Annotated in this window: 15 protein-coding genes; 11 read left to right on the top strand and 4 right to left on the bottom strand. The window is 71.6% G+C overall.

Translation table 11 applies throughout. From position 1 onward, the window contains the following. Positions 1–33 precede the first annotated feature (33 nt). The 5 genes from J7I94_RS21090 to J7I94_RS21070 all read left to right on the top strand — a co-directional run bounded on the left by J7I94_RS21090 (position 34) and on the right by J7I94_RS21070 (position 4998). Positions 34–519, top strand: a complete 486-nt coding sequence (locus J7I94_RS21090) for a helix-turn-helix transcriptional regulator (protein WP_215168798.1) — start codon at positions 34–36, stop codon at positions 517–519. A gap of 28 nt (positions 520–547) precedes the next feature. Beyond that, positions 548–964, top strand: coding sequence for a VOC family protein (locus J7I94_RS21085; RefSeq protein ID WP_215168796.1), 417 nt, complete (start codon positions 548–550; stop codon positions 962–964). A gap of 165 nt (positions 965–1129) precedes the next feature. Next, positions 1130–3547, top strand: a complete 2418-nt coding sequence (locus J7I94_RS21080; RefSeq protein ID WP_215168794.1) for an excinuclease ABC subunit UvrA — start codon at positions 1130–1132, stop codon at positions 3545–3547. Between the two features lie 214 nt (positions 3548–3761). Further along, complete coding sequence (locus tag J7I94_RS21075; RefSeq protein ID WP_308114648.1) at positions 3762–4211, top strand: DUF6069 family protein; 450 nt, start codon at positions 3762–3764, stop codon at positions 4209–4211. A 10-nt stretch (positions 4212–4221) separates the two neighbouring features. Further along, positions 4222–4998, top strand: a complete 777-nt coding sequence (locus tag J7I94_RS21070; protein WP_215168792.1) for a DUF1963 domain-containing protein — start codon at positions 4222–4224, stop codon at positions 4996–4998. 15 nt (positions 4999–5013) lie between these two features. On the opposite strand, the gene J7I94_RS21065 is transcribed toward J7I94_RS21070, so the two are convergent. Further along, positions 5014–5415 carry an SH3 domain-containing protein gene (locus J7I94_RS21065; RefSeq protein WP_215168790.1) on the bottom strand — a complete coding sequence of 134 codons (402 nt, stop codon included), beginning with the start codon at positions 5413–5415 and terminating at the stop codon, positions 5014–5016. An 81-nt stretch (positions 5416–5496) separates the two neighbouring features. After that, entirely contained in the window at positions 5497–5985 is a 489-nt protein-coding gene (locus J7I94_RS21060) for an ATP-binding protein (RefSeq protein WP_251075477.1), read from the bottom strand. Positions 5986–6134: 149 nt separating this feature from the next. Between J7I94_RS21060 and J7I94_RS21055 the strand changes: the two genes are divergently transcribed. The 3 genes from J7I94_RS21055 to J7I94_RS21045 are packed head-to-tail and all read left to right on the top strand — an operon-like array spanning position 6135 to position 7542. Further along, positions 6135–6995 carry a helix-turn-helix transcriptional regulator gene (locus J7I94_RS21055; RefSeq protein WP_215168788.1) on the top strand — a complete coding sequence of 287 codons (861 nt, stop codon included), beginning with the start codon at positions 6135–6137 and terminating at the stop codon, positions 6993–6995. Further along, the gene (locus J7I94_RS21050; RefSeq protein ID WP_215168786.1) at positions 6992–7189 is read left to right on the top strand and encodes a DUF397 domain-containing protein; all 198 of its coding nucleotides are present in this window, start codon (positions 6992–6994) and stop codon (positions 7187–7189) included. The genes J7I94_RS21055 and J7I94_RS21050 overlap by 4 nt, the downstream gene beginning before the upstream one ends. After that, positions 7186–7542 (top strand): hypothetical protein, encoded by a 357-nt coding sequence (locus J7I94_RS21045; RefSeq protein ID WP_215168784.1) that lies wholly within the window; start codon positions 7186–7188, stop codon positions 7540–7542. The genes J7I94_RS21050 and J7I94_RS21045 overlap by 4 nt, the downstream gene beginning before the upstream one ends. 13 nt (positions 7543–7555) lie before the next feature. Here J7I94_RS21045 and J7I94_RS21040 read toward each other — a convergent pair whose 3' ends face one another. Both J7I94_RS21040 and J7I94_RS21035 read right to left on the bottom strand, forming a co-directional pair. Further along, the gene (locus J7I94_RS21040; RefSeq protein WP_215168782.1) at positions 7556–8773 is read right to left on the bottom strand and encodes an MFS transporter; all 1218 of its coding nucleotides are present in this window, start codon (positions 8771–8773) and stop codon (positions 7556–7558) included. A gap of 157 nt (positions 8774–8930) precedes the next feature. Next, positions 8931–9995: an endonuclease/exonuclease/phosphatase family protein gene (locus J7I94_RS21035; protein ID WP_215168781.1), complete on the bottom strand. Its 1065-nt coding sequence runs from the start codon at positions 9993–9995 to the stop codon at positions 8931–8933. A 259-nt stretch (positions 9996–10254) separates the two neighbouring features. Here J7I94_RS21035 and panB point away from each other — a divergent pair, with 259 nt between their 5' ends. The 3 genes from panB (at position 10255) to J7I94_RS21020 (ending at position 13148) form a co-directional block, all read left to right on the top strand. Beyond that, complete coding sequence (panB, locus tag J7I94_RS21030; protein WP_215168780.1) at positions 10255–11136, top strand: 3-methyl-2-oxobutanoate hydroxymethyltransferase; 882 nt, start codon at positions 10255–10257, stop codon at positions 11134–11136. A 177-nt stretch (positions 11137–11313) separates the two neighbouring features. Beyond that, complete coding sequence (locus tag J7I94_RS21025; protein WP_215168779.1) at positions 11314–12342, top strand: ATP-binding cassette domain-containing protein; 1029 nt, start codon at positions 11314–11316, stop codon at positions 12340–12342. Beyond that, positions 12339–13148, top strand: a complete 810-nt coding sequence (locus tag J7I94_RS21020; protein WP_215168778.1) for an ABC transporter permease — start codon at positions 12339–12341, stop codon at positions 13146–13148. The genes J7I94_RS21025 and J7I94_RS21020 overlap by 4 nt, the downstream gene beginning before the upstream one ends. Positions 13149–13159: the final 11 nt, after the last annotated feature.

Genomic DNA, 13159 nt, shown 5'->3' with positions numbered 1-13159 from the left:
GAACCTGCCGGTGCTGTAGGCCATCCTTGGGTCATGGATCTGGAGGACCTCAAGCGCCTGCGCCGTGCCCGGGACGTCATGGACCGCGACTACGCGGAGCCGCTGGACGTCCCGGCGCTGGCGCGGGTCGCCATGATGTCGGCCGGGCACTTCTCGCGGAGTTTCCGGGCGGCGTACGGGGAGACGCCGTACAGCTATCTGATGACCCGGCGGGTGGAGCGGGCGAAGGCGCTGCTGCGGCGGGGGGATCTGAGCGTGACGGACGTGTGCTTCGCGGTGGGGTGTACGTCGCTGGGGTCGTTCAGCACGCGCTTCACCGAGCTGGTCGGGGAGTCGCCGAGCGCGTACAAGGCGCGGGACCACGAGCCGGGGGCGCCGATCCCGGCGTGCGTGGCGAAAGTCCGTACGCGACCGGTCAGGAATCCGGTCGGGGATCCGGTCGGGAATCCGGTCGGGGATCCAGTCGGGGATCCGGTCAGGAATCCGGTCAGGAATCCGGTCAGGAATCGAGAAGCGTGAGGCGCCGCCGGCTCGTAGCGTCGGGGGCATGGACATCAGACTCGCTCAGTGCTTCATCGCCGTCGACGACCACGACAAGGCGCTCGCCTTCTACCGGGACGTCCTCGGCTTCCAGGTCCGCAACGACGTCGCCTTCGAGGGGATGCGCTGGGTGACCGTCGCGCCGCCCGGCCAGCCCGACGTCGAGATCGTGCTGGAGCCGCCGCTCGCCGACCCGATGGCCCCCGAGGCCGACCGCAAGGCGATGGCGGAGCTGCTGGCCAAGGGCATGCTGCGGGGCGTCATCTTCTCCACCGACGACGTGGACGCGACGTTCGAACGCGTCCGGGCGGCCGGCGGCGAGGTGCTCCAGGAGCCGATCGATCAGCCGTACGGCGTCCGTGACTGCGCCTTCCGCGACCCGGCCGGCAACATGCTCCGCTTCAACCAGCCGCGCAAGGGATAGCGCCGGCGGTCGGAAAAACACGTGTGCGGCCGGTGCCCCTGCGGTACTGTCCCGCCCTTTGGGGAGGGGCCGGGAGGGGGCCGGCCGGCGCGACGCGCCGAGGCACCTGGCCGCACCGGATCCGCACCCGCACCGGCCCGTACGACAACAGGGGAGACCAACCGCATGACCACGAGCACGGACCCGTACCCGTATCCGGCCCCGGACTCGGCCCCGGCCCCGTCCGAGGCGCACGTCGCCGACAGCCACGACCTGATCCGTGTGCACGGGGCGCGCGAGAACAACCTCAAGGACGTCAGCATCGAGATACCGAAGCGCCGGCTGACCGTGTTCACCGGGGTCTCGGGGTCGGGCAAGAGCTCGCTGGTGTTCGACACCGTCGCCGCCGAGTCGCAGCGGCTGATCAACGAGACGTACAGCGCGTTCGTGCAGGGGTTCATGCCGACGCTGGCCCGGCCGGAGGTCGACGTCCTCGACGGTCTGACGACGGCGATCATCGTCGACCAGTCCCGGCTGGGCGCCGACCCGCGCTCCACCGTCGGCACGGTCACCGACGCCAACGCCATGCTGCGCATCCTCTTCAGCCGCCTCGCCGAGCCGCACGTCGGCCCGCCCGGCGCGTACTCCTTCAACGTCGCCTCGGTGTCGGCGAGCGGCGGGTTCACGGTCGACCGGGGCAGTGAGAAGACGAAGACGGAGAAGGTCTCCTTCCACCGCACCGGCGGCATGTGCACGCGCTGCGAGGGCCGCGGCACGGTCTCCGACATCGACCTCACCCAGCTCTACGACGACTCCAAGTCGCTGAACGAGGGCGCGCTGACGATCCCCGGCTACACGATGGACGGCTGGTACGGCCGTATCTACCGGGGCTGCGGCTTCTTCTCGCCGGACAAGCCCATCCGCGAGTTCACCAAGAAGGAACTGCACGCCCTCCTCCACCAGGAGCCGACCAAGATCAAGGTCGAGGGCGTCAACCTCACCTACGAGGGTCTGATCCCGAAGATCCAGAAGTCGATGCTGTCGAAGGACGTCGACTCGCTCCAGCCGCACATCCGCGCGTTCGTCCTGCGGGCGACGACGACCGGGACCTGCCCCGACTGCGACGGCACCCGGCTCACGCCGGCGGTCCGGGCCTCGAAGATCGACGGCGTCTCGATCGCGGACGCCTGCGCGATGGAGATCCGCGACCTCGCCGAGTGGGCGCGCGGGCTGAAGGACCCCTCGGTGGCGCCGCTGCTGACCGCGCTCCAGCACTCCCTGGACTCCTTCACGGAGATCGGCCTCGGCTACCTCTCCCTGGACCGCCCCTCGGGCACCCTGTCCGGCGGCGAGGCCCAGCGCGTCAAGATGATCCGCCACCTGGGCTCGTCCCTCACGGACGTCACGTACGTCTTCGACGAACCGACCGTCGGCCTGCACCCGCACGACATCCAGCGGATGAACGACCTGCTGCTGCGGCTGCGCGACAAGGGCAACACGGTGCTGGTGGTCGAGCACAAGCCGGAGGCGATCGCGATCGCCGACCACGTCGTCGATCTCGGGCCGGGCGCCGGTACGGCCGGCGGCACGGTCTGCTTCGAGGGCACCGTCGAGGGGCTGCGGGCCAGCGGCACCCTCACCGGCCGCCACCTCGACGACCGGGCGGCCGTGAAGGAGTCGGTGCGCGAGGCCACCGGCGCGCTGGAGATCCGCGGCGCGCGCACCCACAACCTGCGGGACGTCGACGTCGACATCCCGCTCGGTGTGCTGTGCGTGGTCACGGGTGTCGCGGGCTCGGGCAAGAGCTCTCTCGTGCACGGCTCGGTCCGCTCGGAGGACGGCGTGGTCCGGGTCGACCAGAGTCCGATCCGCGGTTCGCGGCGCAGCAATCCGGCGACGTACACGGGCCTGCTCGACCCGATCCGCAAGGCGTTCGCCAAGGCCAACGGGGTCAAGCCGGCGCTGTTCAGCGCCAACTCCGAGGGCGCCTGCCCCACCTGCAACGGCGCCGGCGTCGTCTACACCGACCTCGGCATGATGGCCGGTGTCTCCACGACCTGCGAGGAGTGCGAGGGCCGGCGGTACGACGCGTCCGTCCTCGTGCACCGGCTCGGCGGCCGGGACATCGCCGAGGTGCTGGCGATGCCGGTGACCGAGGCGCTGGCCTTCTTCGGCGAGGGCGAGGCCCGCACTCCGGCCGCCCACAAGATCCTGACCCGCCTCTTGGACGTGGGCCTCGGCTACCTCACCCTCGGCCAGCCGCTCACCACCCTCTCCGGCGGCGAACGGCAGCGGCTGAAACTGGCGGTGCACATGGCGGAGAAGGGCGGAGTCTACGTGCTGGACGAGCCGACGTCGGGCCTGCACCTGGCCGACGTCGAGCAGTTGCTGGCCCTGCTGGACCGGCTGGTCGACTCCGGCAAGTCGGTCATCGTCGTCGAGCACCACCAGGCGGTCATGGCCCACGCGGACTGGATCATCGACCTGGGGCCGGGGGCCGGGCACGACGGCGGGCGGGTCGTGTTCGAGGGGACGCCGGCGGAACTGGTCGCGGCGCGGTCCACGGTCACGGGGGAGCACTTGGCGGCGTACGTGGGGGCGTGACCCCGCCCGTGCGGCGGGGAGGGCGGTGGCACCGCGGTGGCCCCTTCGGGACGTCCGCGGGGTGCTCGCGGGATGGGTTGGCGGCGATCGGTTCGACGCAGCGCGACGAGTCGTTACGTTCGGCGCACGAAATCCGCGCGACGCCGTGCCGAGCCGATGGCCGACGCGGCGCCGTGCGGCCGACGCGACGCCGTGCCGAGCCGAGGAGTACACCGTGAACGGACCGACCACCGCCCGCCCCGCCGACTCCGCCCGCCGCCCCGGCGGGCTCGTGGTGACCGGCGGCCTGGCGGCCGCCGCCGTCGTCGCCGTCGCCCTCAACGCCGCCGTCGCCGCCCTCGCCCACGCCGCCGGTGTCTCCGACGACTTCGAGCCGCTCCACCTGTCCGACTACGCCCTGCTCACCGTCGTCGGCGTGCTCGCCGGCGCCGGGGGCTGGGCGCTGGTCCGGGCCCGCTCGGCCCGCCCCGCCCGGGTGCTGCGCACGTGGATACCGGTGATCCTCCTCGTCACCTTCGTCCCCGACATCCTCCTCGGCACCTCCGACGAGCCCGGCACCAGCTGGGGCGGCGTCATCGCCCTGATGGTCATGCACCTGATCGTCGCGGCGGTCGCCATTCCGGCCTTCCGTCTTCTGCTGCCGTTGCCCGGACAGCGCCCCTAGGGTGTCGCCCATGATCGATGACTGGAACACGGACCGGGTCGGCCGTTTCCGTGCGGAGGCGGCGTCCCGGGGGCTGCCGGCGGAGGACGCGGAGGAGTGGATACGGAGCCTGGTGCCCGGCGCGTTCTTCGCACCGGACGGTGACGGGCCGCCGCTGGTGAGCATGGGCGGCCACCCGTCGCTGCCCGAGGGCGTCCCGGCCCCGGCGTACCCGCTGGTCGCCTCGGTCGACTGCGCGCTCCTCCCGCCGGACACCGCCGGGCTCCCCCTGCCCGCCGACGGCCACCTGCTCTTCTTCGCCGACCCGGCCCTGGACTTCCGGGGGCAGAGGGGCGAGGCGGTCCTCCACGTCCCCGCCGGGACGCCGACGGCCACCCGTCGCACGGACTCCGATTTCGGCCCGTTCGAGCCGCAGGAGCTGCGCCGGATGTGGCAGCACCTGTCCCCCGTCGACACGGACGCCTTCACGGAGACGCGGTGGGAGGACGCGGACGACGAGCAGTACGAGCTGGCCGGGGAACTGGAGGACGCCTGGACCCACGTGGGCGGCTCCTGGCCCACCTGGACCTTCGCCCTCGGCGGCCACCCCGTCGTCCGCAACGACGACCCGCTCCTCGTCGCGCGGGACGACGCCCCTCAGGACGCCGACGACTGGATACCGCTGGCCACCTGGCGCTGCCCCCAGGAGGTCAGGGAACTGGACAGCGGCGTCATCACCTGGCTGATCCGCCGCGCGGACCTGACGGCACGGCGCTTCGACCGGGTGTACGGCTACGTGGACATGTGACGCCGGTCAGCCGGGTCAGCACTGCCTGATGAAGTTCTGCACACGTCCGGTGGTGAGGTAGTAATCGCTCACCCAGCGGTTGCCGCCGGCGCTGTAGAGGTTGGTCCAGATGTTGTAGCCGTTGACGGAGGTGCCGTAGTCCCAGCAGTCCACCTCGACGAGAGTCCCGTCGGAGAGGCTGCCCACCGATCCGTAGTTGGTGCCGGGACCGGAGCGGACGGTCAGGGTGCCGGAGGTGATGTCCACGTAGGCGCACATCGACTGCGAGTCGCTGCCGAAGCCGGACGGACACCTGAAGGCGTCCGCACTCGCGGAGGGCGCGAACGTCAGCCCGGCCCCGGTGACGAGCAATGCGGTGACGGCGACGGTGGCTGCCCTGCGGCGCCTGGTCAGGGCGCGCTTGACGGACGAAAGCATGTTTCCCCCTTGATGGGTGTAGGGCTCTCAATCCTCAGGGTGCTCAGCCGGCGCCCCCGCCGACTGACATGTCCTGAACATCTACCGGATCGCCTCATACGGACCCCCCGCCCCCGCTTCCTTCCCTCCGGACACCGGCGCGTACTCCGCCCAGACCGTCTTGCCCGGACCGTCCTCGCGCGGGTGCCAGTCCCAGCGGGTGGCCAGGTGCGCTACGAGGAGCAGGCCGCGGCCGGACTCGTCGGTGCCGGTGGTGTCCGGGGCGCAGGGGTGGCGCGGGAGGCGTTCGTCTCGGGTGTCGGTGACCTCGACGCGTACGGCGCGGCCGTCGGCGGTCACGTGGAGGTGGAGGCGGAAGTCCCGGCCGGGGACGTGGCCGTGCCGGACGGCGTTGGCGGCCAGTTCGGCGACGATCAGCACGATGTCGTCGTGGGGCCGGGTGCCGTACGGGACGCCCCACGCGTCCAGCCGGACGGCCGTCAGGCGGCGGGCGAGGCGGGCGCCCCGGGGTGTGGAGGTGAAGCACATCTCGAAAGCGGTACCGGTGGGGATGTCGGGTTCGGTCATCATGCCGATCACGGTCCCGTCGGTCGCGTAGCGTGACCAGTGGTGACGCACCGACGGCAGCTGACTGTACGCGCGGTGCGGCTGCGGGTACGGGGTGCGCGGCGTGACGCCGCCCCCGCGACGGGCGTTGGACCGAGGAGGCGGTGGTCGAGATGACGGAGAACACGGATGCCCTGCCGGGCGGGGACGAGGACGGTCGGCGCCCGGAGGGCGAGGCCGGGAAGGGCGTGGTCTGCGCCTTCGGGAGAAGCATGAAGACGCTGCGGCTGCGGGCCGGCCTGGACCGCGAGGAGTTCGGGAGGCGGATCGGTTACTCGGCGTCGACGGTGGCGTCGTACGAGCAGGGCCGGAGGATCCCGCTGCCCCGGACGATCGACCGCGCGGATGAAGCGGTCGGGGCGGACGGGCTGTTGAGCAACTGGAAGGAGGAGATGGAGCGGGCTCAGTATCCGGGGTTCTTCCAGGGGATGGCGCAGTTGGAGAAGGAGTGCGTCGAGTTGCTCATGTACGACACACTCATCGTCAACGGCCTGCTCCAGACGCTGGAGTACATGAGGGCATTGCTGGGGATGCGGCGTCCGCCCTTGGCCCCGGAGACCATCGAGCAGCGGGTAGCGGCGCGGCAGGCTCGCCAGGGCATCTTCGACCGGCGTCCCGCACCGCTGTTGAGCTTCGTGATGGACGAGTCGGTGTTGCGACGTCCCTACGGTGGACAGGGCGTACTGCGAGGGCAGTTGGAACAGATTCTTCTGTTTGGTCAGGAACCGAACGTCGAGATCCAGGTCATGCCGCTCAGCTGCGTGGAGAGTGCGGGCGTGGACGGGCCGTTCACGGTCGTCACGCGGGAAGACGGCAAAAAGTTCGTGTACGCCGAGGCGCAGGGGACCAGCGCCCTTGAAACCGACCCGAAGCAGGCAGCTCTCTCCGCCGCGCGTTATGGGATTATCCGATCGCAGGCTCTCACTCCGAGGGAGTCATCGGAGTTCATCGAAAGGGTGCTGGGATCGCTATGAAGAACGCCGAGTCCTCGACCGTCGCGTCCGGCCGCACTTGGTCCAAGAGCAGCTACAGCGGAGCCGAAGGCGGCCAGTGCGTAGAGATCGCCGCCGGTACAACCGCCATACACATCCGCGACTCCAAGAACGCCACCGGCCCCGTCCTCACCCTGTCGTCCGGCGCCTGGGCGGGATTCGTGAAGTCGGTGTGACGCCTGACTCGGAGCTGAGTGAGCGCGAGTACTTCGCCCGTGTCCGGCAGTATCCGGACCTGTTCGTCGGCAGGGCGACCTTCCACATGGTGGTCGCCTTCCTGACCGGCTACGACCAGCACGCCGCCCGGCACGGCGGTGCCGGGCTCGACGGCTTGCGGGAGTGGCTCTTCGCGCGGCGCGGGAAGGAGTGCGACCACGCCTGGCCCGGCGTCGCGCTGCACATCGCCCTGCCGCACGGCTGGCGGCACATCCACGAGCTGCCGCCCGAGGACGACGCCCGTGCCGTCGAGGTGCTGTTCCGGCTCCTGGACGAGTTCCTCGCCGAGCGGGAGACCGCCCAGGCTCCGTGACCGGCGGCAGCCGTCAGTGGCGTACCGCCTGAGCCGATTCCCGCGCCGGCACATGCCCCGCCACCACGCGCCCCGGTGTGACCGTCCTGCGGTCCACCGCCCATGCCACGCCGGCGACCAGCAGGCCGAGGACGGCCAGGGCGGAGCCCGCCAGGGCCGGGGAGGTGGCGCCCAGGCCCGCCGCCAGGGCGAGGCCGCCGATCCAGGCGCCGCCGGCGTTGGCCAGGTTGAAGGCGGCCTGGTTGGCGGAGGAGGCCAGGGACGGGGCCGCCGACGCCTTCTCCATGACCATCAGCTGGAGCGGGGAACCGGTCGCGAAGGCCGCCGCGCCGAGCAGGGCCACCGCCACCGCGGCCGTGACCTGGGTGCTGAGGAGGACGGGGAACAGGGCCAGGATGACGACCAGGGAGACCAGGCCGCCGATCAGCGTGCCCCGCAGGGAGTGGTCGGCCAGGCGGCCGCCCAGCAGGTTGCCGGCCGTCGCGCCCACGCCGAACAGCGCCAGCAGCAGCGTCACGCTGGTGTCGGCGTACCCGGCGGCGTCGGTGAGCATCGGCGTGATGTAGCTGTACGCGGAGAACAGCGCGCCGAAGCCGGCGACCGTGGTGCCGAGGGCCAGCCAGACGGGGACGGACTTCAGCGCCCGCAGTTCGCCGCGCAGGCCGCCGGTCGCCTCGCTCGGGGCCTGGTCGCGGGGGACGAGGAACAGCAGCGCCGCCATCGCGGCCACGCCGATCGCGCTGACGCCGAGGAACGTCGCCCGCCAGCCCAGGGACTGGCCCATGGCGGTGGCCGCGGGGACGCCGATGATGTTGGCGACGGTCAGGCCGAGGAACATCAGGGAGACGGAGCGGGCCTTGCGTTCGGGGGCGACCATGCCGGTGGCGACCACCGCGCCGACGCCGAAGAAGGCGCCGTGCGGCAGACCGCTGAGGAAGCGGGCGGCGAGCAGAGACGTTTCGCCGGGGGCGACGGCCGACAGGGCGTTGCCGACGACGAACAGGCCCATCAGGCCGATGAGGACGGTGCGGCGGGACATGCGGGCGGTCACCGCCGCCAGCAGCGGGGCGCCGACGACGACGCCGAGGGCGTAGGCCGAGACCAGGTGACCGGCGGCGGGGATGGAGATGCCGAGGTCGTCCGCGACGTCGGGCAGCAGGCCCATCATCACGAACTCGGTGGTGCCGATGCCGAAGGCGCCCACGGCGAGGGCGAGCAGGGCCAGGGGCATGAAGGTCTTCGCCTTTCGAGAGCGGATGTGCGTACGGGATCGGGGACTGTGTATGTTCCCGTACGGAACAAAGTCTCTCAGGCCGAGTATTCCGCGAGGTGACGCGCGGGTTTCCGCAGGCGGTCGGGAACGGGTGGGAGAGGCGTGAGCTGGGCTTTCAGGACCCCGACGAGTCCGCCGATGTGTCCACCTTCACACGCGCGGCCACCGGCAGGTGGTCGCTGCCCGTCGCCGGCAGGGTCCAGCTGCTCTCCGGCTCCACGCCCCGGACCAGGATCTGGTCGATCCGCGCCATCGGGAACGACGCCGGCCAGCTGAACCCGAACCCGTCCCCCGCCGCGCCCTGCGTGGAGCGCAGCTGGGAGGTGACCGCGTTGAGCGCGCGGTCGTTCATCGTGCCGTTCAGGTCGCCGAGCAGCACGACCTTGTCCAGGGTCTCCCGCTCTATGGCCTGCCCCAGCGCGTCGGCGCTGCGGTCCCGCTGGCGGGCCGTGAACCCGGCCGCCAGCTTCACCCGCACCGAGGGCAGGTGGGCGACGTAGAAGGCGACCTCGCCGGCCGGGGTGGCGACGGTGGCGCGCATCGCGCGGGTCCAGCCCAGCTTGATGTCGACGGGGCCGACGTCGCTCATCGGGTACGTGCTCCACAGGCCGACGGTGCCGACGACCCGGTGGTACGCGTACACCGACTTCAGCGCCTTCTCGTACGTCGGGACCTTCGACGCCTGCAGTTCCTCCAGCGCCACCACGTCCGCGCCCGAGGCGGCGACCGCGCGGGCGGTGCCGGCCGGGTCGGCGTTGTCGGCGTTGACGTTGTGGGTGGCCACCGTGAGGTCGCCGCCGCCCTGCGACTTGGTGGTGAGCAGGCCACCGAAGAGGTCGGCCCACACCACGGCCGGGACCAGGAGCGCGATCAGCGCGGTCGCCGACCTGCGGGCCAGAGCGATCAGCAGCAGTACGGGGATCAGCAGGCCGAACCACGGCAGGAAGGTCTCGGTGAGGCTGCCCAGGTTGCCGACCGCGTTCGGGATGCGCGCGTGCCCGGCCATGACGCCGGCGAGCAGGACGGCCACCACGGCGGTGACGACGCCCCGGCGCCAGATCCGGCGGTCCCCGCGCCAGCCCCTGGTCACCCGGTCCAGCAGGCGCCGCAGCCGGTCCTGACGGCGCTCCGGTCCGGCGCCGTCGTCGTCCGTCTCCGCCACGTGAACCTGCTGCGCCATACCCTCGTCGCCTCACTGCCTGCTGTACACACGGTCACCCCGTGCGACAACCCTAGGGGATCAAACATGCCCTTTCCGCCCTCCCCCCGGGGCCGTACGGGCAGGGGGATGTGCACGCGGGGGCGCGCGGGGGCCGGCGGGCGCCCTTCCCTCCGGTCGGTGCGGGGCCCCTAGCCGCCGACCGGCGGGAGGTGCCACCATGGAGGTGATCCGGGGACGCCGTCAGGGCGCCTCGAGATGACATGAAGGAGCCGTTGCCATGACGCAGCTCTCGGCTGCCCAGAACGCACCGAACAACAAGCCCTCCGACGGCAGCAGCAAGGCGCTGTACGGGGGCAAGGGCACCCGCCGCATCACCGTCCGGGACATCGCGCTGGCCAAGGAGCGCGGCGAGAAGTGGCCCATGCTCACCGCGTACGACGCGATGACCGCGTCCGTGTTCGACGAGGCCGGCATCCCGGTCATGCTGGTCGGCGACTCGGCCGGCAACTGTCACCTGGGCTACGACACCACCGTCCCCGTCACCCTCGACGAGATGACCATGCTGTCGGCCGCCGTGGTCCGGGGCACCAGCCGGGCCCTGATCGTCGCCGACCTGCCCTTCGGCTCGTACCAGGAGGGCCCGGTGCAGGCGCTGCGCTCGGCGACCCGGCTGGTGAAGGAGGCGGGGGCCGGCGCGGTGAAGCTGGAGGGCGGTGAGCGGTCGCACGAGCAGATCCGGCTGCTCGTCGAGTCCGGCATCCCGGTGATGGCGCACATCGGCCTGACCCCGCAGTCCGTGCACGCCATGGGGTACCGGGTACAGGGCCGCGGCGAGGAGGCCGCCCAGCAGTTGCTGCGGGACGCCAAGGCCGTGCAGGACGCGGGCGCCTTCGCGGTCGTCCTGGAGCTGGTGCCGGCCGAGCTGGCCGCCGAGGTGACCCGGACGCTGCACATCCCGACCGTCGGCATCGGCGCGGGTCCCCAGACGGACGCGCAGGTGCTGGTGTGGACCGACATGCTCGGGCTGACCGGCGGGCGGGTGCCGAAGTTCGTGAAGAAGTACGCCGACCTGCGCACCGTCATGGGCGACGCGGCGAAGGCGTTCGCCGAGGACGTCGTGGGCGGAACGTTCCCGCAGGAGGAGCACTCCGTCCACTAGTCACTCCCTGAGAGCCACTGGTCCCCCTGGGAACCACTGCTCACCCCCTGAGAGCCACTGCGGTACGACGCCGGGCCCCGCCGATCTTCCCCCGTCGGCGGGGCCCCGCCATACCCCGCGGGCGGATGTCGGCGGTCTGTCGGCCGTCTGTCGGTGCGGGCTGGCACCGTCGTCGGCATGAAGCGAATCGACAACCGCCCCGACGGCGCGCGCCCCGCCGTCCGTGTCCGGGGGCTGGTCAAGCACTACGGCGAGACCAGGGCGCTGGACGGCGTCGACCTGGACGTGCGCGAGGGCACCGTGATGGGCGTGCTCGGGCCGAACGGCGCCGGCAAGACCACGCTGGTGCGCATCCTGTCCACCCTGATCACCCCGACCTCCGGCGAGGCCGTCGTCGCCGGGTACGACGTGCTGCGCCAGCCCCGGCAGCTGCGCCGCGTCATAGGACTCACCGGGCAGTACGCCTCCGTCGACGAGAAGCTCCCCGGCTGGGAGAACCTCTACATGATCGGCCGTCTGCTCGACCTGTCCCGCAAGGACGCCCGCGCGCGGGCCGACGAGCTGCTGGAGCGGTTCTCGCTCACCGACGCCGCCAAGCGGCCCGCGGGTACGTACTCCGGCGGTATGCGGCGGCGCCTGGACCTGGCGGCCTCGATGATCGGCCGGCCCCAGGTGCTGTTCCTGGACGAGCCCACCACCGGTCTGGACCCGCGCACCCGCAACGAGGTGTGGGACGAGGTCAAGGCCATGGTCGGGGACGGCGTGACGGTCCTGCTGACCACCCAGTACATGGAGGAGGCCGAACAGCTCGCCTCCGAGCTGACCGTCGTGGACCGCGGCAAGGTCATCGCGAACGGCGGCATCGAGGAGCTGAAGGCGAAGGTCGGCGGGCGCACCCTGCAGGTCCGGCCGGCCGACCCGGAGCAGCTGCGGCCGATGGCCGCGTTCCTGGACGGGCTGGGCATCACCGGGCTCGCCTCCACCACCGTCGACGCCGAGCGCGGCGCCGTGCTGGTGCCGATCCTCAGCGACGAGCAGCTGACCGCGGTGGTCGGCGCGGTCACCGCGCAGGGCGTCACGCTCTCCTCCGTCACCACCGAACTGCCCAGCCTGGACGAGGTCTTCCTGTCCCTCACCGGCCACCGCGCCAGTGCCCCGCAGGACGCCGCGCCCGCCACCGACGCCCGCGAGGAGGTCGCCGTATGAGCGCCACCACCGTCACCACGGCCGACGCCCGCATCCCGCTGCGCGGCCACGTCCGGCACACCGGCGCCCTGATCCGCCGCAACCTGCTGTGGATCCGGCAGGACCCGGAGTCGATGTTCGACGCGCTGCTGATGCCGGTCGTCTTCACCCTGCTGTTCGTGTACGTCTTCGGCGGCTCGATCGGCCAGGCGCTGGGCGGCGGACAGGACGGCTACGTCCAGTACGTGATTCCCGGCATGATCGCGATGATGAGCATGACCCTGTCGCAGGGCGTCGGCACCGGGTTCAGCCAGGATTTCAACTCCGGGGTGATGGACCGGTTCCGGTCGCTGCCGATCGGGCGCGGCTCGGTGCTGTTCGCGAAGATCACGGTGGAGCTGGCGCGGATGCTGTTCGCCACCGCGGTGCTGATGATCGTCGCCGTGCTGGTCGGCTTCGACATCGAGCACTGGGGCGGGCTGCTGGCGGCCGTGGGGCTGTCCGCCGCGTTCGCCTCGTCGATCATGTGGGTGTTCCTCACGCTCGGCGTGGTCCTGAAGAACGCGCAGTCCGTGCAGGCGATGGGCTTCCTGGTGCTGTTCCCGCTCCAGTTCGGCTCGTCGATCTTCGCGCCGACCCAGTCGATGCCGGGCTGGCTGCAGGCGTTCACCGACTACAACCCGCTCTCCACGCTCGCGGACGCGGCGCGCGGACTGATGGTGGGCGGCCCGGTCGCGCACGACCTGTGGATCACGCTGGGCTGGTCGGCGGCGATCACGGCGGTGATGGCGCCGGTGGCGATCCACAAGTTCCGCACGAAGAGCTGAGCGGTGCTCCG

It is taken from the genome of Streptomyces sp. ISL-12 (genome assembly GCF_018614415.1).
GTDB lineage: Bacteria > Actinomycetota > Actinomycetes > Streptomycetales > Streptomycetaceae > Streptomyces.
Note: the sequence above shows the minus strand (reverse complement) of the source record. Positions and strands in the feature narration are given on the sequence as shown.